This is a genomic window from Couchioplanes caeruleus (genome assembly GCF_023499255.1).
Taxonomy (GTDB): Bacteria; Actinomycetota; Actinomycetes; order Mycobacteriales; family Micromonosporaceae; genus Actinoplanes; species Actinoplanes caeruleus_A.
Map to the genome: position 1 here is coordinate 780,441 of NZ_CP092183.1, position 21,447 is coordinate 801,887.

Sequence of the window (21,447 nt, forward strand, 5' to 3'; positions counted from 1 at the left end):
GGACATGGTGTACGGCCTCGCCCTCATCCTCGTCGCGCTCGCCGTCGGCGTCGCGGCGGGATGGCTGCTGTCCCGCACCCGCGGGCCGGAGCGGCCGGTGGCCGGACCCGCGCCGGCCGGAGCGAGCGAGGGGGTACGGAAGATCGACATCGACGAGGAGCCGACCGGCAGGACCGGGCTCAAGGGCCTCGGCCGCAAGAGCCTCGACTCGCTGCGCGTGGGCGTGGTCGTGCTCGACGCGGACGACCACCCCGTGCTCGTGAACCCGGCCGCCCGCGCGATGGGGCTGCTCCGCTCCGGCGGCGCCCCGGGCACCATCGCCGCGCACCCGATCCTGCGCACCCTCGCCGGTCAGGTACGCCGCACCGGCGTACGCCGCGAGGTCGAGCTCGACCTGCCCCGGGGCAGGGCCGGCAACGCGTCCGCGCCGCTCGGGCTGCACCTGCGCGCCGTCGCCCTGAACGCCACCCACGTCGCCGTGGAGGCCGCCGACGTCACCGAGTCGCACCGCCTCGCCCGGGTCCGGCGCGACTTCGTGGCCAACGTGAGCCACGAGCTCAAGACGCCGATCGGGGCCCTGCAACTGCTCGCCGAGGCGCTCCTGGACGCCACCGAGCTCCCCAGCTCCGCGCCCGAGGCGCAGTCCGAGGACCTCATCGCGGCCCGGCGCTTCGCCGACCGGATCCACCACGAGTCCGCCCGCATGGGCCGGCTCGTCAACGAGCTGCTCGAGCTCACCCGGCTGCAGGGCGCCGAGCCGCTGCCCACGCCGGAACCCGTCGCGCTGGACTGGGTCATCGCCGAGGTCGTCGACCGCACCCGGACCACCGCGGCGGCCAAGAACATCGAGGTCGTCTACACCGGCCCCAAGGGCGCCACCGTGTACGGCAGCGACAGCCAGGTCGCCACCGCCGTGACCAACCTCGTGGAGAACGCGATCGCGTACTCGGGCGAGGACACCCGCGTCGCGCTCACCATGCGCCAGGACGACGAGTGGATCGAGATCGACGTCACCGACCAGGGCATCGGTATCGCCCCGCACGACGTGGACCGGATCTTCGAGCGCTTCTACCGCGCCGACCAGGCGCGCTCGCGCTCCACCGGCGGCACCGGCCTCGGCCTGGCCATCGTCAAGCACATCGCCACGAACCACGGCGGCCGCGTCGACGTCTCGAGCACACTGGGTGGAGGCTCGACGTTCACCCTGCGCCTACCGGCGCGCCCCCCGGAATCCCCGCTGCCGTTACCGGCGGCGATTGAGATCGAGTCCGGCGCGGCCGGGCTCCCCTCGGCCTGACGGCCGCGGAAGCACCCGAAAGGAACCCCCATTGGCTCGCGTGCTCGTGGTCGAGGATGAGGAGTCGTTCTCCGACGCCCTGTCGTACATGCTCCGCAAGGAGGGCTTCGAGGTGTCGGTCGCCCCGACCGGGACCTCGGCGCTGACCCAGTTCGACCGGACCGGCGCCGACATCGTCCTGCTCGACCTCATGCTGCCCGAGATGTCCGGCACCGAGGTGTGCCGGCAACTGCGGCAGCGCTCCGCCGTACCGATCATCATGGTGACCGCCCGGGACAGCGAGATCGACAAGGTGGTCGGCCTGGAGATCGGCGCCGACGACTACGTCACCAAGCCGTACTCGCCGCGCGAGCTGGTCGCCCGCATCCGGGCCGTGCTGCGCCGGCAGGGCGCGGAGGCGGCCGAGGTCACGACGCCGACGCTGGCGGCCGGGCCGGTCCGGATGGATGTCGAACGCCACGTGGTGACGGTCGACGGCACGGGGGTGCAGCTGCCGCTGAAGGAGTTCGAGCTGCTCGAGCTGCTGCTCCGGAACGCCGGGCGGGTCCTGACCCGCGGGCAGCTGATCGACCGGGTCTGGGGCGCCGACTACGTCGGCGACACCAAGACGCTGGATGTGCACGTCAAGCGGCTGCGGTCGAAGGTTGAGCCGGAGCCTAGCGCTCCTCGGTACATCGTTACTGTGCGTGGTCTGGGGTACAAGTTCGAGCCGTGAGTTGGTTGCTGTGGGGGCTTCGGGGGGAGGGGATGACCCACTCCGGGCGGTCAGGCTTGATCCCTGCGTGGGTCATCCCCTCCCCCCGAAGCCGTTGTGGTCCGGCTGCGTGAGTTGGTGACGGCTAGCCCCTCGTGTGTACGCGGGCAGCACCGCGCTGATTCCCGTGGAGCGCACCCGCCCTCGTAGCCCGCGCGTCGTTGTATCCGGGGCCGCCCGACTCTGGCCGCGCGTCCGCTGCCCGCCGCGCGTCCTCTGGTCGCGCGCTCTCTTTCGCCGGCGTCGCTCTGCCGTCGTTCGGTGCCGAGATGGGACGTCTGTCTGACGCCTACTGGGCGCGGGGTGGGGTGGCGGGTTCGCGGCCGCCGCGCTTCTGGGGCGTTTGGGCTGCTTGGGCGGCGACTGTGGCAGGGTGGGGGGCCACCATCCTCGACTCGAGGCGTTCGTCGCAGAGCCGGGCCAGTTCGTCGTAGGCCTTCTGGCCGATCAGGGCGGCCAGCTCCGGGCCGTACGAGCGGTACATGGGTTCCGTGCCCACGTGCGCGTCCGGGGACGACGTGCACCACCAGTCGAGGTCGTGGCCGCCGGGGCCCCAGCCGCGCCGGTCGAACTCGGTGAGGGTGGAGAGCAGGTACTTGCTGCCGTCCGGGCGCTTCGTCCAGTCCTGCTCACGGCGTACCGGGAGCTGCCAGCAGACGTCCGGCTTGTAGATGAGCGGGTGGACGCCGTCGCGGAGCGCCTGGGCGTGCAGGGCGCAGCCGCCTCCGCCCGGGAAGGTGCCGTCGTTGAGGAACACGCACGGGCCGTCGTCGGGCTGGGTGGCCGTACGCCGGGCCGGCTTCGACCCGTCGATCGTGTCCATCTCCGTGTAGTTCTTGAACCCGCGCCGGTAGTGCTGCCACGTCTCGGGCGTCAGCTTCGCGGCCGCGGCCTTGATCCTGTTCTCGTCGTCCGCGTCGGTGAAGAACGCGCCGTGCGAGCAGCAGCCCTCGTTGGCGCGCCCGGCGATGATGCCGTGGCAGGCCGAGCCGAACACGCAGGTCCAGCGGGAGAGCAGCCAGGTCAGGTCGGCGCGGACCACGTGCTGGTCGTCGGCCGGGTCGGTGAACTCGATCCATTCGCGAGGAAAATCCAGATCGACCTCGCGGGCGCGGGCGGCTGCCGCGTCGTCCATCACAATGCGGAGCTGGGTGCGGCGACTCACCTGCGACAGCGTACGCGCGTGCCCCCGGCACCGGCGCGCAGCGGGCCGGGTTTGTCCCCTTGTATACCGACCGAGGAGCTGGCAGAGGTGGCCGACGGGTCTACCCTTGACGCGTGACTTCCCGTGTCCCCGTACTCCTGTCCAGCTCCTCCGTCTTCCCCGAGCCGACCGCGGCCGCGTTCGAGATGGCGGCGACGGTGGGCTACGACGGCGTCGAGGTCATGGTCTGGACGGACGCCGTCAGCCAGGACGCCGGCGCCCTGCAGGGCCTGGCGAAACACTACGACGTCCCGGTGCTGTCCGTGCACGCGCCATGCCTGCTGGTCACCCAGCGGGTGTGGAGCCCGGACCCGTGGGAGCGGCTCGCCAAGGCGGCCGAGCTTGCCGAGACCCTGGGCGCGCCGACCGTGGTGGTGCACCCGCCGTTCACCTGGCAGCGTGACTACGCGCGCAACTTCGCCGAGGGCCTCGCGAAGGTGCAGGCCCGGCACCCGGACACCACCTTCGCGATCGAGAACATGTACCCGGTGCGCATGGCGGGACGGACCTTCGTGCCGTACGTGCCCGGCTGGGACCCGACCGAGGCTGGCTACGACGCGTACACGCTGGACCTGTCGCACTGCGCGGCGGCCCGCACCGACTCGCTCGAGATGGCCGACCGCATGGGCGCGGGCCTCAAGCACGTCCACCTCGGCGACGGCACCGGCGAGGGCCGCGACGAACACCTCGTGCCCGGCCGCGGCACCCAGCCCTGCGCCGAGCTGCTGCGCTCCCTGTCGGGCCGGGGCTTCCGCGGCTCGGTCGCGCTGGAGGTCTCCACCCGCAAGGTGAAGAGCCGGGACGTACGGGTGCAGGACCTGCGCGAGTCGCTGGAGTTCGCCCGGCGGCACCTGGCGCCGGCGGACTCGAGCACCCCGGCCGTGACCGGCGCCTGACCCGGGCGCCTCACCGGGGCGCCTGACCCGGGCGTCTCACCGGGGCGCCTGACCCGGGCGTTTGACCGGGGCGCCTGACCCGGAAGCGCGGCCTCCGGCCCGGCTGGTTGCGCGCGGTCGGCCGCGCCGGCCCAGGCGGTTGCGCGTGGCCGTGGGCCCAACCGGCTGCGCATGCCCCGACGTATTCGGCCGGCTACGCATGCCCCGACGTATTCGGCCGGCTACGCGCGGCCCGGCGGGCTCGGCCGGCTACGCGCGGCAGGCGGGCGGCTGGCCACGCGCGGCCGGGCGAGTGCGGCCGGTTGTGCGCATGCCCGGCGGGCCCGGCTGGCCACGCGCGGCCCGGCGAGTGCGGGCGGTTGTGCGCATGCCCGGCGGGCCCGGCTGGCTACGCGCGGCCCGGCGGGTCCGGCTGGTAGTTGCGCGGGCGGCGGGCCCGGGCGGTTACGCGGGGGTCAGCGTCGCTGCGCGCTTGCGGGCTCGGTGCGCGGCCACGTGCGACCGGGTGGCGCAGCGCTCCGAGCAGAAGCGGCGGCAGTTGTTCGACGACGTGTCCAGGTAGACGTTGCCGCAGCGGTCGTCGGCGCAGATGCCGAAGCGGGCGCTGCCGTACTCGCAGAGCCAGACCGACAGGCCCCACACCGCGCCCGCGAGGTATTCCGCGCTGACCGAGGCGCCGCGGCTGGTCACGTGCATGTGCCAGTCGCTCGCGTCGTGGCCCGAGATGCGTGGCTGCACCGGGTACGCCTCGAGGAGCGCGTTGAGCTCGGTGACCGCCTGGGCGTCGCGGCCGGACGTGCCGTACTCGAAGACGTCGCGCAGCCGTCGGCGGGCCCGGCGGAAGATCGCCAGGTCCTTCTCCGTGACCTCGGCACCCATCCAGGCGAGGTCCTCACCGAAGAGTGACCTCAGCCCGTCGAGGTCGTCGAGGCCGGCGTTGACCAGCTCCACGGCCGTGCGCGCGTACGCATCGAAGTTCACCGGACAACCGTATCCTCACCTGCCACGCGACGGACATGGCTGTGGACAAGCTCGGCGCGACCGGCGCCGGGACGGGCGATACGCTCGGCTCATGCTCCGATCCGTCTTTCTCGCCGCCGCCGGGTCGTCCCGGATGGAGCGGCTGGTCTCCTCCACGCCGGTCACCAAGGGAATCGTCAAGCGGTTCGTCGCCGGGGAGGGCGTCGACGACGCGCTGAGCACCAGCCGCGCGCTCGCCGACGACGGCCTGGGGATCAGCCTCGACTATCTGGGCGAGGACACGCTGACCGCGGAGCAGGCGACCGCCACCAAGGATCAGTACCTCACCCTGCTCGGCCGGTTGAAGAGCGCCGGCCTGACGCCGGCCGCCGAGGTCAGCGTGAAGCTCTCGGCCCTGGGTCAGAAGGTCGACGATCGGATGGCGTACGAGTACGCGCACGCGATCTGCGCCGCGGCCGCGGAGGCGGGCACCACGGTCACGCTGGACGCCGAGGACCACACGACCACGGATTCGACGCTGGAGATCCTCGCCGAGCTGCGCAAGGACCACCCGGGCACCGGCGCGGTGCTGCAGGCCTACCTGCGGCGTACCGAGGGGGACTGCCGGGAGCTGGCCACGGCCGGGTCGCGGGTGCGGCTCTGCAAGGGCGCGTACGCGGAGCCCGAGTCGGTCGCGTACCAGTCGGCGCTGGACGTCGACAAGGCGTACGTGCGCTGCCTGAACATCCTCATGTCGGGTGACGGCTACCCCATGGTGGCGACGCACGACCCCCGGCTGATCGCGATCGCGGAGGACCGGGCGCGCTGGTTCGACCGCCGGGCCGACGAGTTCGAGTTCCAGATGCTGTACGGCGTACGCCCCGAGGAGCAGGCCCGGCTGGCCGGCGCGGGGCACACGGTCCGCGTCTACGTCCCCTACGGCGACCAGTGGTACGGCTACCTCATGCGCCGCCTCGCGGAGCGCCCGGCCAACATGGCGTTCTTCGGCCGAGCCCTCGCAAGCCGGAAGTAGGTCACCTTTCGGGGCAAAGACCGCGTGTCGGCTTGACTTTTTGTGGCCATTTCACGGAACGCATCGCGCTGGTAACAGCCGTCTCGATACCGTACTGATGACACGCGCGCCCGCCCGCCGCGGCGCAAGGCCTGACCGGCCGCGGCGGAGGCGCCTGCGAAAGGATCGGTGCTAGGAGATGACGGGTCCAGCCCAAGCCGAGGAGCGCCTCGCCGAGGTGCGTTTCCTGACCGTGGCGGAGGTCGCCGCGCTCATGCGGGTCTCCAAGATGACCGTCTACCGGCTGGTGCACGGTGGTGAGCTGACCGCCGTACGGGTGGGCCGCTCGTTCCGCGTGCCCGAGCACGCCGTGCACGCCTACCTGCGCGGAGCGTTCTCCCAGACCGCTTGAGGGGCGGCTGATCGCGGCACCGCCGGAGGCAGAGGCCGGGCGCGCGAGCGCGTGAGCCGGCCCGCAGCGGCAGTCCCGAGGGGCCGTGTTGGTCCCTCGGCGGGCAGGCCGCTACGCTGGAGCGGTTCGCCCGTGATACCCGTGAGTGCTCAGGCGCCGGGGTGAGGGGCAAACCGCTGTCAGTCCGGCCGGCGTGTCATCGCGCGCAGCGGCCGGCCCCACATGGTTTCGAGAGGCATTACGTATGGGCTCCGTGGTCAAGAAGCGCCGCAAGCGTATGGCGAAGAAGAAGCACCGTAAGCTGCTGCGCAAGACCCGCGTCCAGCGTCGCCGTCTCGGCAAGTGACGCCCGGCCGGGCCACCGGCCCGGCCGTCCACTTGCCGTCTTCCGCGAAAAGCCGCACGTGAGAGGCGCCCGTGGTGTCGTCTGAAGCCGCGGCCCCGCCGCGGGTCGTCGTGGTCACCGGCATCAGCCGCTTTCTCGGCGCCCGGGTGGCCGCCCGTCTCGCTGCCGATCCGCGGATCGAACGTGTCATCGGCCTGGATCCGCACGATCCGCCGCCGGCCCTCGCGGGCCTGCTGACGGACGTCGAGCAGATCCGGGCCGACGCGCGCGCGGCCACCGGTGTCATCGCCGAGCTGAACGCCGAGGCGGTCGTCCACCTCGCCGTCACCAGCGCACCGGATCCGCACCACGGCGGCCGCGCGGCGATGAAGGAACAGAACGTCATCGGCACCATGCAGCTGCTCGCCGCCGCGCAGAGCGCGACCCGGCTGCGCAAGCTCGTGGTGCGCTCCTCCACGGCCGCGTACGGCGCCTCCTTCCGTGACCCGGCCGTCTTCACCGAGGACACCGAACCCCGCGCGGTGCCGCGTGGCTCGTTCGCGCGCGACATCCTCGACATCGAGGGGTACGTGCGCGGCTTCCGGCGCCGTCGCCCCGGGGTGGCCGCGACGGTGCTGCGGTTCGCGCCGTTCATCAGCGACACCGCCGAGACGACGCTGACCCGCTACTTCGCCCAGCCGGTCGTGCCCACGGTGCTGGGCCGTGACGCCCGGCTGCAGTTCGTCCACGTCGACGACGCGCTGGAGATCTTGCACCGCGCGGTCATCGAGGACCATCCCGGCACGTTCAACGTGGCCGGCGCGGGCGTCCTCGCACTCTCCCAGGCCGTACGCCGGGCCGGCCGCGTCGCGGTGCCGCTGCCCGAGGCGGCTCTGTCGTCGGTGGCGGCGCTCGCCCGCAACCTCGGGGTCGGTGAGATCGGCCTGGACCAGATCGACCTGTTCGTGCACGGCCGGGTGGTCGACACCGCGCGGCTCGTGAAGGAGTTCGGCTTCACACCGCGCAGCACGGCCGCCGCCTTCGACGACTTCATCCGCGGCCACAGCAACGGCTCGTCGCTGACCGCGGACCGGCTCGCGACCGCGGAGCAGGCGATCCTCGACGGCATCCGCCGGGTCCGCGCGGCCGCCGGGAGCGGGTCCCCAGACGCTGCCGGGAGCGGGTCCTCGGACGCTGCCGCCGGCAGGTCCCCGGATGCTCCCGCGGGCGGGTTCCCGGACGGTGCTGCGAGCGGGTCTCCGGACGCTGCGGCGAGCGGCTCCTCGGATGCCGCCGCGGGCGGGTCCCCGGGCACCGCCGAGAATCATGAGGCTGTGACGCGATGAGCAACGACGACTTCCACCCCGCGCTGCCGGGCAACGCGGAGTTCGCCCTGCCGCAGGCACCCGCGCCCAAGCCGGTGAACGGCAAGCGCCCGATCCCGATGCCGGACCCGCCCCCCGCCGCCCGCCGCCCCCGCCGCGCGGCCGCTGCGGAGAGGGCCGAGGTGGCCGCCGAGCTCACCGCGGACAAGGGCGAGCTCGCAGCGGACAAGACCGAGGTCGCCGCGGACAAGGGCGAGCTGGCAGCGGAAAACGCCGAGGTGGCCGAGAGCGCCATCTCACCCGCGGAGGCCGCGGAAGTCACGGAGGCCGCGGATGCCGCGGAGGCCGCGGAAGTCACGGATGCCGCGGAAGTCGCGAAGACCGGAGAGGCCGGCCAGCCGGCGAAGACGGGCGCGGACACCGGGACGGCCACGTCCGCTCCCCGGCGGCGAGCCCGCAAGCCAGCGCCGAAAGCCCAGGCCGACCCCGGTGTCACCCCGGCCCCGAGCCCGGCCGAGCAGCCGGAAGCCACGCCGGACACCGTGGACATCTGGGATCAGCGGGTCGCTCGAGGGCTGGCCTTCCTGCGGCGACGGCTCGCCGGGGCGTACGAAGTGGACGACTTCGGCTTCGATCCGGAGCTGACCGACACGGTGTTCCACCCGATGCTGCGGGTGCTGTACCGCGACTGGTTCCGTACCGAGGTGTTCGGCATCGAGAACGTGCCGGAGACCGGCGGCGGGCTGATCGTCGGGAACCATTCCGGCACGCTGGCGCTCGACGCGCTGATGCTCACCACCGCTCTGCACGACCAGCACCCGCGCGAACGGCATCTGCGGCTGCTCGGCGCCGACCTGGTGTTCCGCATGCCGGTGCTGTCGGAGCTGGCCCGCAAGGCCGGCGCCACGGTCGCCTGCAACCCGGACGCCGAGCGGCTGATGAGCGACGGCGAGCTGGTGGGTGTCTTCCCCGAGGGGTTCAAGGGCATCGGCAAGCGCTTCTCCGAGCGCTACAAGCTGCAGCGGTTCGGCCGCGGCGGCTTCGTGTCGGCCGCGCTGCGCACCGGTACGCCGATCGTGCCCGTCGCGATCGTCGGCGCCGAGGAGATCTATCCGATCCTGGCCGACCTCAAGCCGCTCGCCCGGCTGCTCGGGTTGCCGTACTTCCCGGTGACGCCGACCTTCCCGTGGCTGGGGCCGCTGGGGCTCGTACCGCTGCCGAGCAAGTGGCTGATCCAGTTCTGCGAGCCGATCCCGACCTCGCACCTCACCGAGTACGCCGACGATCCGCTGGTCGTCTACAACCTCGCCGACCAGGTGCGTGAGACCATCCAGGCGGCGCTGCACTCGTTGCTGGAGAAGCGACCCGACCCGTTCGGACCCTGAGACGGGTCTTTTTCTCAAGACCGGTCGAAAGCTACAGTACGCAGTGAGGGGCGGCCCCGACTCTTGAAGTCGGCACCGCCCCTCGCCACGTGTTCAGCTGCTACTTGCCGCCGAAGATGCCGCCCAGCAGACCGCCGAGCAGTCCCTTGTCCTCCGCGGTCGGCGGGTTCGCCGGGTCCTCGGAGATCATCGGCTCCGGGTCCGCGGTCACCGTGGCCGCCGGGTCGCCGGCGTCGAGCGTTCCGGCGCGGGTACCGGTGCCGGTGCCCGTTCCGGTGGCGCCGGGCGTCGCGGTGGCGCTGCCGCTGACCTTGGGCTTCGCGGACTTCTTCGACTCGCCGTCCTTGCCGGCGGGCGCCTTCTTCTCGCTCTGCCCCTGGCCCTGCCGCCGCTCCGACGTGGTGGAGTCGGAGGCGCCGGCCTTGCAGGACTTCAGCTCGGGCCCGAGCGCGTCGCTGCGCGACTGGGTGACCGTGCTGCAGCTGAGCCCGTCGCGGACGTTGTCGGCGCGCCGCTCGACCGCGTCGAGCAGGCTCACCGAGCGCTGCGCGCGTTCGGCGTTGGCCGGGCTGAGCCCGTCCAGGGCCGGGGTGATGACCCGGCGCTGGCTGTCGACGAACGAGTCGACGGACGCCAGGTCGGTGGCCTGGCGGCGGGTGACCGCCGCCGAGGTGAGCAGCTTGACGCCCTGCTTGGTGTCGGCGTCCATGTCGTCGAGGGCGTCGGCGAACCGGCTGTCCTGGCCGTTCATCGCGGCCGCCTCGGCGAGACGGTTGCGGGCGAACGTCAGGGAGAGCTGGCCGCGGGTGATGTCGGAGCCGGCCATGGCCAGCTGGGCGCGTTCGGTGGAGCGCTTGACCCCGTACAGGGCGTCGCCGGGCGAGGCGTTCTCGCTGGCGGCGGAGATCCCGGAGACCGCCATGGCGCCGGCGGCGACGCCGATCACGATGGCACCGCGGGCGCGGATGCGTCGGCTGGTACGGCCGAACAGCTTGCGGACCGGTTCGGCGACGTCGGGCTCCGGGTCGGGCGCGGTGGCCGTCTCGCCGATCCCGTCCCGTTCCGCCGTGGCGATCAGCATGGCCCGCAGGCCCATCCGGAACTCGGGATCGACCTGGACTGCGGGCCGTGCCGCGGAGAGGCTGTGCCCGATGGCGACCAGCTCGGCGAGTTGTTCGTCGGCCTGGCCCCGGGCGTGGTGGCGACGGCCGCCGCTGGTCTCGTCGAGAAGCTCCGCGAAGCGCTCGGCGCTCCGGCGATCGAGGAAATCGAAGCTCACCGAGGGCACCTCCCTTCGCTCGTGAGTGACCCACCGGCGAGGTTGCCGGTGGGCGCGACGGAACCGGTGGAACGCTGGCCCACCACGGGTCGCACCCGGACAAACGCTCGACCGGCGGGCCCGGTTACGGGTGCGAGCTGGGCAACAACGGTCTGAGAGATCGACATCGGGGAAATCGGCGTCACCACTGGAACCCTTCGGGCAGCAGGCGGGCGAGCGCCCGGACGGCCCGGTACTGCAGCGCCTTGATGGCGCCCTCGTTCTTGCCCATGGTCCGGGCGGTCTCGGCCACGGAGAAGCCCTGCAGGAAGCGCAGCACGATGCACTCCTGCTGCTCGGGATTGAGCTGCTTCACCGCGGTGAGCAGGGCCACGTTGGTGATGTGGTCCACCACGGCGGCCTCGGGGCTGCCCTCCGGCCCGCGGTCCTCGCGGTCGGCGTCGAGCACGTCGCCCGTGGTCACCTCGAGCCGGTAGCGGCCCGACTTGAAGTGGTCGGCGACCAGGTTCCGGGCGATGGTGACCAGCCAGGCGCCGAGGTCGCGGCCCTGCCACGTGAAGCTGCCGATGCGCTTGAGGGCCCGCAGGAACGTGTCCGAGGTGAGATCCTCGGCGAGCTGGCGGTTGCCGACGCGGAAGTAGACGAACCGGAAGACGGTGTCCACGTACCGGTCGTAGATCAGCCCGAAGGCCGCGGCGTCGCCGGCCTGGGCCCGTTCGACCAGCGCCCAGACCTCGGCCGCGGCGTCGCCCGGGTCGGGACGGGCCGGATATTTCGGTGGCTCGGTCTGGCTGGGCGGCCCGGTCGTGCTCTGCGCCGGTACGACCACGGCCTGCTCCCCGTCGGTTGCGCCGGCCCGTCCGGGTCCCGGCTGCTGCGGAGGCTGCGGCCGCCCGGGTACGGCGACCCGGCCGCTCTTCGAGTTGTTCGTGGGCGGCAGGTGTCCCAGCGGCGACTCGTTGATGTGCGGACGGTTCCGGGTCCGCTTGGGGCTGTCGCCGCGGATGGCGTTGGCAACCCCGTCCCGCAGCGAGGTCAACCCCTCGGGAAGGCTCGGGTAAGCCGCGAACAGCTCGCGGCTGTACGGATCGCCGGCGTACACATGACTCACTGCGCCTCCTTGACCCGGCGGGCCGTCGAATGAGAGGTGTCCGAAAGCGGTCCACAACAAAACGGGGTGAAGCGGACCCGAACGCCGGGCCGGCCCCACCCACGGAATGTGGATCCCGTTACACAGACGGGAAGTATTGCGGAGCTCAAGCACACGGAGTCGCACACTGTGTGCGCTGCGCGAAATTGGCCCGAAGTGGCACAGAGGCGACATGGCGCGCCTCTGTCACCATGTGGGACTCTCTGTGATCGATCGCGGACAGACTGTCCGACGCTCCCCGTACGGGTGGGCGGTGTGCCAGACTCGGGCGTCGTGGGAGACCGCACCGCCGATCCGGCCCGTGACCCTGTCCGCGACGCCGCGCGCCGACGCCCGGACAGCCCCGCGCTGATCGCCGGGGGCACCGAGCTGACCTGGGCAGACCTGGACGAGCGCGTGGATCGCGCCGCCCGGCGGCTGGCCACCGGGACGGCGCCCGGCGATCGGGTCGCGATCATTCTCGGTAACACCCCGGAATTCGCCGCCGCCTATTTCGGCACGCTGCGCGCCGGGCGGGTGGCTGTGCCGCTCAATCCCGGGTACGCGGCGGACGAGGTGGCTTTCGCGCTGACGGACAGCGGGGCGGCCCGGGTGGTCGCCGATGACGCGGTGCTGGGTGCTCTGCGGTTGTCGGCGGGGGTAGCCGTACCGTCATCGGATCTTGATTCTGGGTCCGGCGGAGCGGAGCCCGCGGCAGCGACACCGGCCGGAAGTGACCTCGCGGTTCTGCTCTACACCTCCGGGACGAGCGGGCGGCCGAAGGGCGCCATGCTCACGCACCGTGCTCTCACCGCGAACAACGATCAGTTGCAGCGCATAGAGCCGGCGGTCGTGGGTGAGGCCGACGTGGTGCTCCTGGCGATTCCGTTCTTCCATGCCTACGGCCTCAACACCGGCCTCGGCGCAGTCGCGCACCACGCGGCCTGCGGTGTGCTCGTCGATCGCTTCGACCCGGCGGAGACCGCGTCGCTCATCGCGAAACACCAGGTCACCGTGGTCGTCGGCGTGCCGTCGATGTATGCGGTGTGGTCCCGCACGCCCGGCGCCGACTTCCGGCGGGTGCGCACCGCGGTGTGCGGCGCGGCGCCGCTCGACCCGGCCGACGCGGCGCGGTTCACGGCCGCGACCGGGGCCGGCATCATGATCGGGTACGGCCTGACGGAAGCGGCGCCGGTGCTCACGACGACCGCGGTGAGTGACCGCACCAAGGTCGGCTCAATCGGTCGTCCGTTACCGGGGGTGTCGCTGCTGCTGCGCACTGCGGACGGGGCCGTGCTCTGGCGTGACGGACCGGTTGCCGAGCCGGCCCCCGACGAGCTCGATCTGGACCTGGAGGTCTCCGCGGGCACGGACCCGGGGGAGATCGTGGTGCGCGGCGACAACCTCTTCTCGGGCTACTGGCCGGACGGGCGAGACGGCCCGGACCCCGACGGCTGGTGGGGGACCGCCGACATCGCGTACGCGGACGCCGACGGCGATCTCGTCCTGGTCGACCGGATCGGCGAGCTGATCCTGGTGAACGGCTTCAACGTCTATCCCGCCGAGATCGAGCGGGTCCTCGGCGAGCACCCGGGCGTGGCCGAGGCGGCCGTGGTCGCCGTCGCGGACGAGCGGACCGGGCAGGCGCCGTATGCGTACGTCGTGCCCGCCCTCGACCCCGCGCCGACGCATGCGGAGCTGGAGGTGTTCTGTTCCGCCCGGCTCGCGCGGTACAAGCTGCCGGTGGGCTTCGAGATCGTGGACGAGCTGCCGCACTCGGCGATCGGCAAGGTACGCAAGGGAGAGCTGCGATGAACCGCCTGACCCTGATCAGCCGCACCGGCTGTCATCTCTGCGAGGAGGCCGAGCAGGTGCTGGACCGGATCGCCGCCGGCCGGTGGACCCGGGTGGAGGTCTCCGACTCGATCGACCTGGAGCGCGACTACGGCGACCGGGTGCCGGTGGTGCTGCTCGACGGCAAGGAGCACGGCTACTGGCGGATCGAGGAGGAGCGACTGCTGCGGGATATGGCTCGACCGCCGGGGGCCCCTCGGCTGTAGCCTCTCGCCGTGGCGCGTACGCATCTTGTCTGGGACTGGAACGGCACCCTGCTCGACGACCTCTCGCTCGTCGTGGCCTCGACGAATCACACGTTCGCCGCGGTCGGCGGCCGCAGCGTGGACTCCGACGAGCACCGCCGGCGCTTTCGCCGGCCGGTGAGCGAGTTCTATGCCGAGGTCCTCGAGCGGGCGATCACCGACGACGAGTTCGAGGAGCTCGACCGGATCTTCCACGAGGCGTACCGGATGGGCCTGACCACGATTCCGCTCGCCGCGGACGCCGAGGCCGCGATCAAGGCCTGGCCGGGCACGCAGTCGCTGCTGTCCATGTGGTTCCACGACGAGCTCGTCCCGGCCGTGGAGTCGCGCGGGCTGGCCGGGGTGTTCGCCCGGGTCGACGGCCGGCCCACGGAGGTCGACGGCGGCCTGAAGGCGGGGCACCTGGCCCGGCACCTCGATCAACTCCACGTCGCGGGCGACCAGGCCGTTCTCATCGGCGACTCGATCGACGACGCGGACGCGGCGGCCTCGGTGGGTGCGCTGTGCGTGCTCTACACGGGCGGGTTCACCGAGCCTGCCCGGCTGCGTGCCTCCGGTGTGCCGGTCGCCGACTCACTGGTGGAGGCGGTGTCGCTCGCGAAGGCGCTGTGACCTTCGCCGATGGATCTGTGATCCTCGTCGTCGAGATGCCGGCTGTGCTGGTCGATGAGCCTGAAAAGCGGTAATACTCTCCACAGGTGTCGGCGTGCGAATAGCACGCTGACTTGATCTCTGTCCAGTTCCGCTATCAAGATCGCGATTTGTGCACGCCTTCACAAGCGCCTATTCTGTGACTCCGACGAGCCCCGCTACCACAGCCGGTCGATCCAGGCCACAGAGGGCTCACCGCAGGTCCGCCACCTCGTCGGCACGGAGTCAGATGAGTCAGCAGCGTCAAGGAAACGCGTCCGGCAATGCCGGTGCAGTGCCCGCCTTCCCCGACCTCCCGGAGGCGACGATCGCGCGGCTGCCGGAATATCTCCGAGCTCTGCACAATCTCGCCGAGAACGGTTCGGACACGATCTCCAGCGAGGGTCTCGCGGCCGCGGCCGGCGTCAATTCCGCCAAGCTCCGCAAGGACCTCTCCCACCTCGGGTCGTACGGGACCCGCGGCGTCGGCTACGACGTCGCCCTGCTCGTCGACCAGATCGAGTACATCCTCGGCCTCGACCAGCGCCGCGCCGTCGCCCTCGTCGGCGTCGGCAACCTCGGCCACGCGCTCGCCGGCTACGACGGTTTCGCCAGCCGCGGGTTCCGCATCGCCGCGCTCTTCGACGCCGACCCCGCGCTGGTCGGCGAGACGATCAACGGGCTGGTCGTACGGCACATCGACGAGCTCGCCCAGGCCGTGGTCGAGGAGGGCATCGCCATCGGCGTCATCGCCACCCCGGCCGGTGCCGCGCAGGGTGTCGCGGACGAGCTGGTGGCCGCGGGGGTCACCAGCATCCTGAACTTCGCGCCCTGTGTGCTGTCCGTGCCGGCCGGCGTCGACGTGCGCAAGGTCGACCTCGCCATCGAGCTGCAGATCCTCTCGTTCCACGAACACCGCAAGGCGTCGCTCACCGCGCTGCCCGGCGGACGCGGGGCGGCCGCCGTCGGCGGTGCGAACCAGGAGGCGGTCGGATCGTGAACCTGCTCAGCGTCGGAGCGTCGTACCGCACCGCGGGGGTCGGCACGCTCGAACGCCTCACCATCGCCGGCCCGGACATCCCGGCTGTGCTGCAGAAGCTCGTCGCCCAGCCGTACGTCGGCGAGGCCGTCGTGCTCTCCACCTGCAACCGCGTCGAGGTGTACGCGGCCGTCTCCGGCTTCCACGGTGGCCTCGGCGACGTCTGCGCCGTGCTCGCCGAGGAGTCCGGGATCAGCGCCAGCGAGCTCGCCGGCCACCTCTACGTGCACTACGACGAGGAAGCGGTGCGCCACTCGTTCCGCGTCTCCTCCGGCCTCGACTCGATGGTCGTCGGCGAGGCGCAGATCCTCGGGCAGCTGCGCGACGCGTACCACGCCGCGACCGAGGCCGACACCGCCGGCCGGCTCCTGCACGAGCTCATGCAGCAGGCGCTGCGCGTCGGCAAGCGGGCCCACGCCGAGACCGGCATCGACCGGGCCGGGCAGAGCGTGGTCACCGCCGCGCTCGAGGTCGCGGCCGGCTCGCTCGGCGGCGACCTGACCGGCCACCCCGGCCTCGTGATCGGCGCCGGTGCGATGGGCGCGCTCTCCGTCGCCACCCTCACCCGCTCCGGCGTCGGGCCGCTGCAGATCACCAACCGTGGCGCCGAACGGGCCGCGCGGCTCGCGGAGGCGTACGGCGCCACCGCAGTGCCGTTCGCCGATCTCGACGCCGCCCTGCACGAGGCCGACCTGGTCGTCTGTGCCACGGCGTCCACCGAGCCCGTGCTCACCGCGGACCGGCTCGCCGGCCGGGAGCGCCCGCTGGTCGTGCTCGACCTCGCCGTGCCGCGCGACGTGGCGCCCGAGGTCGCCGAGCTGCCCCAGGTGACCGTCGTCGACATCGACGGGCTCGCGGCCAACCGCCGGGCCATGCCCGCGGCCGCCGAGACCGCCGCCGTCGAGCAGATCGTGGCGAGCGAGGTCGACCACTTCCTCGCCTGGCTGCGGGGCGCCGAGATCGCACCGACCGTCGCCGCGCTGCGTACCCGCGCCGACGACGTGGTCACCGCCGAGCTGCGCAAGCTGTCCGCGCGCCGGCCGGAATTCACCGAGGAGCAGCGGGCCGACGTTTCCCGTACCCTGCACCGGGTCGTCCAGCAACTGCTGCACTCGCCGACCGTACGGGTCCGGCAACTTGCGGCGGAGCCGGGCGGCGACCAGTATGCGGCGCTGTTGCGGGAGTTGTTCGACCTCGACGTTCCGCACGCCACCCAGGCCGACGCCGTACCCGAGATCGGAGGACAAGCGTGAGCTCCCCGCTGCGCCTCGGAACCCGGGGCAGCGCCCTCGCCCTCGCCCAGTCACAGATGGTCGCGTCCGCGGTCACTGCTGTCTCCGGCGTGCCGGTCGAGCTGGTGCCCATCGTGACCCCGGGGGACCGCTCGTCCGCCCCGGTCGCCCGGCTCGGCGTCGGCGTGTTCGTGTCCGCCCTGCGGGACGCCCTGCTGGCGAACGAGATCGACTTCGCCGTGCACTCGTACAAGGACCTGCCCACCGGGGAGCACCCCGGACTGCACATCGCCGCCGTGCCGCAGCGCGAGGACCCGCGCGATGCTCTCATCGCCCGCGACGGGAAGACGCTTGCGGAGCTCCCGCCGGGCGCCACCATCGGCACGGGGGCGGTGCGCCGAATCGCGCAACTGCATGCCTTGGGCCTACAGTTGCAGGTCACGCCGATCCGAGGCAACGTCGACAGCCGCATCGCGCGAGTGCTCGGCCCCGAGGCCGACCTCGACGCAATCGTGCTGGCGCGGGCCGGCGTGGCGCGTCTCGGCCGGGTCGCCGAGATCACGGAGACGCTGGACCCGATGCTCATGCTGCCCGCCCCGGCTCAGGGTGCGCTGGCGGTGGAGTGCCGGTCCGGCGACGCAGACCTGGTCGAGCTGCTGGGGGCGCTCGACCATGCACCGTCCCGCGCCGCCGTCACGGCGGAACGGGCGATGCTCGCCACGCTCGAGGCCGGGTGCTCCGCCCCGGTCGCGGCACACGCCGAGCTCGCCGAAGGCGAGCACGGCGACGAGATCTACCTGCGCGGTGCGGTGATCAGCCCGGATGGGGCCCGAGCTGTCCGGCTGTCGCGCACCGGAACGCCCGCCGACGCGGCGGAGATCGGCAAGGCGCTCGCCGCCGATCTCCTCGAAGACGGCGCCGACACCCTGATGGGGAGCACAGAATGACCACCCGCACCGCCCGCAACCGCGCCGGACGCATCGCGTTCGTCGGCGCCGGACCCGGCGACCCGGGGCTGCTGACGCGCCGGGCCCACGACACCCTCGCCGACGCCGACCAGGTCGTCTACGACCGGGGCGTCCCCGAGTCGCTGCTCGCGGCGATCAAGGCGGAGGCCAAGGAGGACACCCAGTTCAGCCCGGCCGAGGGCGCGCCCGGCGACGTCGCCAAGGTGCTGCTCTCGGCGGCGAAGTCCGGCCTGTCCGCCGTGCACCTCGTCGCCGGCGACCCGTTCGGGCACGAGGCCGTGGTCCGCGAGGTGCAGGCGGTCGCCCGCACGGCCGTGCACTTCGAGGTGGTGCCGGGCCTGGGCCAGGCGGAGGGCGTCGCCACGTACGCGGGCGTGCCGTTGCCGGGCGTCCGCACGGTGGCCGACATCGACGACGTGGCGGCCCTCGACTTCGACGCGCTCGCCGCGGCGGCCCAGAAGGGCTCCTTCGCGGTGGCGGTGGACGCCGGAGACCTCGCCGCGGTCCGCGACGGCCTGCTCGCCGCGGGCGTCGAGCCCGGCACGGCGGTCGCGGTGACCGGCGACGGCACCGGCGAGACCCAGTACACGACCACCTCCACGGTCGACAGCTTCGTCGCGGCGGCGCTCGGCTTCACCGGCCGCGTGGTGCTGACGGTCGGCTCGGAGGTCGCCGAGCGCGACAAGCTGAGCTGGTGGGAGAACCGCCCGCTGTACGGCTGGAAGGTCCTCGTGCCGCGCACCAAGGAGCAGGCGGGGGCGATGAGTGCCCGGCTGCGGGCGTACGGCGCCATCCCGTGCGAGGTCCCGACGATCGCCGTCGAGCCCCCGCGCACCCCGGCGCAGATGGAGCGCGCGGTCAAGGGCCTGGTCGACGGCCGCTACGCCTGGGTGGTCTTCACCTCGGTCAACGCGGTCCGCGCGGTCTGGGAGAAGTTCGCCGAGCACGGCCTCGACGCCCGCCACTTCGGCGGCGTGAAAATCGCCTGCATCGGTGAGGCCACGGCGGACGCGGTCCGCGACTTCGGCATCCAGCCCGAGCTCATCCCGTCCGGCGACCAGTCCAGCGAGGGCCTGCTGGCCGAGTTCTCCCCGCACGACGAGATCCTGGACCCGGTCGGCCGGGTGCTCCTGCCCCGCGCCGACATCGCCACGGAAACCCTCGCGGCCGGCCTCATCGAGCGCGGCTGGGAGGTCGACGACGTGACGGCGTACCGCACGGTCCGCGCCGCCCCGCCGCCGGCCGACATCCGCGACGCCATCAAGTCGGGCGGCTTCGACGCAGTCCTGTTCACGTCGTCCTCGACGGTCCGCAATCTGGTCGGCATCGCCGGCAAGCCGCACGCCCGCACGGTGGTCGCGGTGATCGGCCCGAAGACCGCGGAGACGGCCACGGAGTTCGGCCTGCGAGTGGACGTCCAGCCGCAGCACGCCTCGGTCCCCGACCTCGTCGAGGCGCTCGCCTCGTACGCGGTCGAGCTCCGCGAGAAGCTGGCCGCCATGCCGGCGAAGCAGCGCCGCGGCTCAAAGGTGCAGGGCCCGACGGCGCTTCGGTTCCGCTGATGATGTGAGCTGGGCCGGACGCGCGAACGGTGCGTCCGGCCCAGCTGCTTTTCCGGGCCGGCTGGTCTGGCTGTTTCTCCGGGCCGGCTGGTCTGGCTGCTTTCTCGGGCTGGCTTTTTTCGGGCCGGCTGTTTCACCGGTGCCGTCGCGATGCGGTGGTCCTGGCTGTTCTACCGGCTGTCGCGGTGCGGTCGGCTGGGCCGTTTCCAGCCTGTCGCGGTGCGGTCGGCCGGGCTGTTTCCGGCCTGTCGCGGTGCGGCGGGCCTGGCCGCTTTTCGGTCTGCCGCGGTGCGGCGGTGGGCCTGGCTGAGGGGAGTTCGCATGTCTTACCCGGACATCCGCCCGCGCCGGCTGCGGCGCACGGCTGCGATGCGGCGGCTGGTCGAGGAGACCCGCGTGTCGCCCGCCGAGCTGGTGCTGCCGCTCTTCGTCAAGGAGGGCCTCACCGAGCCCCGGCCGATCTCGTCGCTGCCCGGCGTCCTCCAGCACTCGCGCGACTCCCTGCGCAAGGCCGCGCACGAAGCCGTCGGCGCGGGCGTTGGCGGCCTGATGATCTTCGGCGTGCCCACGGCCGAGAACAAGGACGAGACCGGTTCCCGCGGCATCGACCCGGACGGCATCCTCAATGTCGCCATCCGGGACGTCGTCGCCGAGGTCGGCGACGCCACGGTCGTCATGAGCGACCTGTGCCTCGACGAGTTCACCTCCCACGGCCACTGCGGCGTCCTCACCGCCGACGGCACGGTCGACAACGACGCCACCCTCGACCTGTACGCCCGGATGGGCGTGGCCCAGGCCGAATCCGGTGCCCACGTCGTCGGCCCTTCCGGCATGATGGACGGCCAGGTCGGTGTCGTCCGGCACGCCCTCGACCAGGCCGGCCACCAGGACGTCTCGGTCCTTGCGTACGCGGCCAAGTACGCCGGCGCCTTCTACGGCCCCTTCCGCGAGGCCGTCGAGTCCACCCTCCAGGGCGACCGCCGCACCTACCAGCAGAGCCCCGGCAACATCCGCGAAGCCCTGCGCGAGGTGGACCTGGACGTGGCCGAGGGCGCGGACATGATCATGGTCAAGCCGGCGCTGCCGTACCTCGACGTGGTGGCCGCGGTCCGCGACCGGGTGACCGTGCCGGTCGCCGCCTACCAGGTCTCCGGCGAGTACGCGATGGTCGAGGCGGCCGCGGCCAACGGCTGGATCGATCGCGAGGGCGTGATGCTGGAGACGCTGACGTCGATCAAGCGGGCCGGCGCGCAGGTCATCCTGACCTACTGGGCCGCGGAAGCCGCCCAGTTGCTGCGCAGCCGGTACTGACCCAGCCGGCCGGTTCAGACACTCAGCCCGGGGGCTCGGTCCTGGCCGGTCCGGGCGTTTCACCGCCTTGCTCGGGCCGGTCGCTGTAGCGCTGCTCGCCCGGCTCCCACGGCTGGTCGGGTGAGCCCTTGTTCTGCCTCTTGGCGGACTCCCTGGTCGGGTCCGCTTCCTCGGCGGACTCCCTGGTCGGGTCCGCTTCCTCGGCGGGCGCTCCGGCGTTGCGGGAGGCTTCGACGTCCAGCGGCTCGTCTGTCATGCGAGGCACGCTACCCGCCTGTCGACCGCCGATTCCGGTTGTCCACAACGCGTGAGTATCCACAGGGCACTCGGCGGCCTCGCCGCGAATCCGGCATCCTCGGCGCGTGCTCAAGCCCCCATCAGCCCCTCGTCAGCCGGCCGCTCGTCTGGCTGGCGGGACCGGCCTTGCCCTTCGTCAGCTGGTCGCTCGCCTGGCTGGCCGGCCCGGCCTTGCCCTTCGTCAGCTGGTCGCTCGCCTGGCTGGCCGGCCCGGCCTTGCCCTTCGCCAGCTGGTCGCTCGCCTGGCTGGCGGGACCGGCCCGGCCCTTCGTCGGCCGGCCATGAACACAGCTGCCGGGCCCACGCGAGGCGGACCCGGCAGCTGTAGGCC

Annotated in this window: 21 protein-coding genes and 1 pseudogene; 17 read left to right on the top strand and 5 right to left on the bottom strand. The window is 72.5% G+C overall.

What is annotated here, in order from left to right:
* The first annotated feature begins 4 nt into the window (after positions 1 to 4).
* A complete protein-coding gene (locus COUCH_RS03715; RefSeq protein WP_249613549.1) occupies positions 5 to 1,297 on the top strand; it encodes a sensor histidine kinase in 1,293 nt (430 codons plus the stop codon).
* A 31-nt stretch (positions 1,298 to 1,328) separates the two neighbouring features.
* Positions 1,329 to 2,012 (top strand): response regulator transcription factor, encoded by a 684-nt coding sequence (locus tag COUCH_RS03720; protein ID WP_067508792.1) that lies wholly within the window; start codon positions 1,329 to 1,331, stop codon positions 2,010 to 2,012.
* A 328-nt stretch (positions 2,013 to 2,340) separates the two neighbouring features.
* On the opposite strand, the gene COUCH_RS03725 is transcribed toward COUCH_RS03720, so the two are convergent.
* Positions 2,341 to 3,186 (bottom strand): hypothetical protein, encoded by an 846-nt coding sequence (locus tag COUCH_RS03725; RefSeq protein WP_430640959.1) that lies wholly within the window; start codon positions 3,184 to 3,186, stop codon positions 2,341 to 2,343.
* Between the two features lie 143 nt (positions 3,187 to 3,329).
* Between COUCH_RS03725 and COUCH_RS03730 the strand changes: the two genes are divergently transcribed.
* Positions 3,330 to 4,151: a sugar phosphate isomerase/epimerase family protein gene (locus COUCH_RS03730; protein WP_249610702.1), complete on the top strand. Its 822-nt coding sequence runs from the start codon at positions 3,330 to 3,332 to the stop codon at positions 4,149 to 4,151.
* Between the two features lie 444 nt (positions 4,152 to 4,595).
* Here the strand turns inward: COUCH_RS03730 and COUCH_RS03735 are convergent, their stop codons facing one another.
* Entirely contained in the window at positions 4,596 to 5,132 is a 537-nt protein-coding gene (locus COUCH_RS03735; protein WP_249610703.1) for a CGNR zinc finger domain-containing protein, read from the bottom strand.
* Positions 5,133 to 5,223: 91 nt separating this feature from the next.
* Between COUCH_RS03735 and COUCH_RS03740 the strand changes: the two genes are divergently transcribed.
* The 5 genes and pseudogenes from COUCH_RS03740 (at position 5,224) to COUCH_RS39105 (ending at position 9,570) form a co-directional block, all read left to right on the top strand.
* A complete protein-coding gene (locus COUCH_RS03740; RefSeq protein WP_249610704.1) occupies positions 5,224 to 6,144 on the top strand; it encodes a proline dehydrogenase family protein in 921 nt (306 codons plus the stop codon).
* Between the two features lie 178 nt (positions 6,145 to 6,322).
* A complete protein-coding gene (locus tag COUCH_RS03745) occupies positions 6,323 to 6,535 on the top strand; it encodes a helix-turn-helix domain-containing protein (RefSeq protein ID WP_199510420.1) in 213 nt (70 codons plus the stop codon).
* A 244-nt stretch (positions 6,536 to 6,779) separates the two neighbouring features.
* A complete protein-coding gene (locus COUCH_RS03750) occupies positions 6,780 to 6,881 on the top strand; it encodes a 30S ribosomal protein bS22 (RefSeq protein ID WP_007465623.1) in 102 nt (33 codons plus the stop codon).
* A gap of 71 nt (positions 6,882 to 6,952) precedes the next feature.
* Positions 6,953 to 8,011, top strand: a pseudogene (locus tag COUCH_RS03755) (NAD-dependent epimerase/dehydratase family protein); the annotation flags it as partial.
* 191 nt (positions 8,012 to 8,202) lie between these two features.
* A complete protein-coding gene (locus COUCH_RS39105) occupies positions 8,203 to 9,570 on the top strand; it encodes a lysophospholipid acyltransferase family protein (RefSeq protein WP_430640880.1) in 1,368 nt (455 codons plus the stop codon).
* 100 nt (positions 9,571 to 9,670) lie between these two features.
* Here COUCH_RS39105 and COUCH_RS03765 read toward each other — a convergent pair whose 3' ends face one another.
* Both COUCH_RS03765 and COUCH_RS03770 read right to left on the bottom strand, forming a co-directional pair.
* The gene (locus COUCH_RS03765; RefSeq protein ID WP_249610705.1) at positions 9,671 to 10,849 is read right to left on the bottom strand and encodes a DUF5667 domain-containing protein; all 1,179 of its coding nucleotides are present in this window, start codon (positions 10,847 to 10,849) and stop codon (positions 9,671 to 9,673) included.
* A gap of 181 nt (positions 10,850 to 11,030) precedes the next feature.
* Complete coding sequence (locus tag COUCH_RS03770) at positions 11,031 to 11,888, bottom strand: ECF subfamily RNA polymerase sigma factor, BldN family (protein WP_430640960.1); 858 nt, start codon at positions 11,886 to 11,888, stop codon at positions 11,031 to 11,033.
* Positions 11,889 to 12,272: 384 nt separating this feature from the next.
* On the opposite strand from COUCH_RS03770, the gene COUCH_RS03775 reads away from it, so the two are divergent.
* The 8 genes from COUCH_RS03775 to hemB all read left to right on the top strand — a co-directional run bounded on the left by COUCH_RS03775 (position 12,273) and on the right by hemB (position 20,819).
* Positions 12,273 to 13,793, top strand: a complete 1,521-nt coding sequence (locus tag COUCH_RS03775) for an AMP-binding protein (protein WP_249610707.1) — start codon at positions 12,273 to 12,275, stop codon at positions 13,791 to 13,793.
* Positions 13,790 to 14,038 carry a glutaredoxin family protein gene (locus tag COUCH_RS03780; RefSeq protein WP_249610708.1) on the top strand — a complete coding sequence of 83 codons (249 nt, stop codon included), beginning with the start codon at positions 13,790 to 13,792 and terminating at the stop codon, positions 14,036 to 14,038. The genes COUCH_RS03775 and COUCH_RS03780 overlap by 4 nt, the downstream gene beginning before the upstream one ends.
* 9 nt (positions 14,039 to 14,047) lie before the next feature.
* Positions 14,048 to 14,689, top strand: a complete 642-nt coding sequence (locus COUCH_RS03785) for an HAD family hydrolase (RefSeq protein WP_249610709.1) — start codon at positions 14,048 to 14,050, stop codon at positions 14,687 to 14,689.
* A gap of 268 nt (positions 14,690 to 14,957) precedes the next feature.
* On the top strand, positions 14,958 to 15,707 hold the full coding sequence (locus COUCH_RS03790) for a redox-sensing transcriptional repressor Rex (RefSeq protein ID WP_249610710.1): 750 nt from the start codon (positions 14,958 to 14,960) through the stop codon (positions 15,705 to 15,707).
* Positions 15,704 to 16,999: a glutamyl-tRNA reductase gene (locus tag COUCH_RS03795; protein ID WP_249610711.1), complete on the top strand. Its 1,296-nt coding sequence runs from the start codon at positions 15,704 to 15,706 to the stop codon at positions 16,997 to 16,999. Before COUCH_RS03790 ends, COUCH_RS03795 begins: the two co-directional genes overlap by 4 nt.
* Complete coding sequence (hemC, locus tag COUCH_RS03800) at positions 16,996 to 17,925, top strand: hydroxymethylbilane synthase (RefSeq protein WP_249610712.1); 930 nt, start codon at positions 16,996 to 16,998, stop codon at positions 17,923 to 17,925. Before COUCH_RS03795 ends, hemC begins: the two co-directional genes overlap by 4 nt.
* Complete coding sequence (locus COUCH_RS03805; protein WP_249610713.1) at positions 17,922 to 19,508, top strand: uroporphyrinogen-III synthase; 1,587 nt, start codon at positions 17,922 to 17,924, stop codon at positions 19,506 to 19,508. Before hemC ends, COUCH_RS03805 begins: the two co-directional genes overlap by 4 nt.
* Before the next feature lie 321 nt (positions 19,509 to 19,829).
* Positions 19,830 to 20,819: a porphobilinogen synthase gene (gene hemB, locus COUCH_RS03810; protein ID WP_249610714.1), complete on the top strand. Its 990-nt coding sequence runs from the start codon at positions 19,830 to 19,832 to the stop codon at positions 20,817 to 20,819.
* A 22-nt stretch (positions 20,820 to 20,841) separates the two neighbouring features.
* Here the strand turns inward: hemB and COUCH_RS03815 are convergent, their stop codons facing one another.
* Positions 20,842 to 21,075 (bottom strand): hypothetical protein, encoded by a 234-nt coding sequence (locus COUCH_RS03815; protein WP_249610715.1) that lies wholly within the window; start codon positions 21,073 to 21,075, stop codon positions 20,842 to 20,844.
* Positions 21,076 to 21,242: 167 nt separating this feature from the next.
* Here COUCH_RS03815 and COUCH_RS38790 point away from each other — a divergent pair, with 167 nt between their 5' ends.
* On the top strand, positions 21,243 to 21,401 hold the full coding sequence (locus COUCH_RS38790) for a hypothetical protein (RefSeq protein WP_275980061.1): 159 nt from the start codon (positions 21,243 to 21,245) through the stop codon (positions 21,399 to 21,401).
* The last annotated feature ends 46 nt before the right edge of the window (positions 21,402 to 21,447 follow it).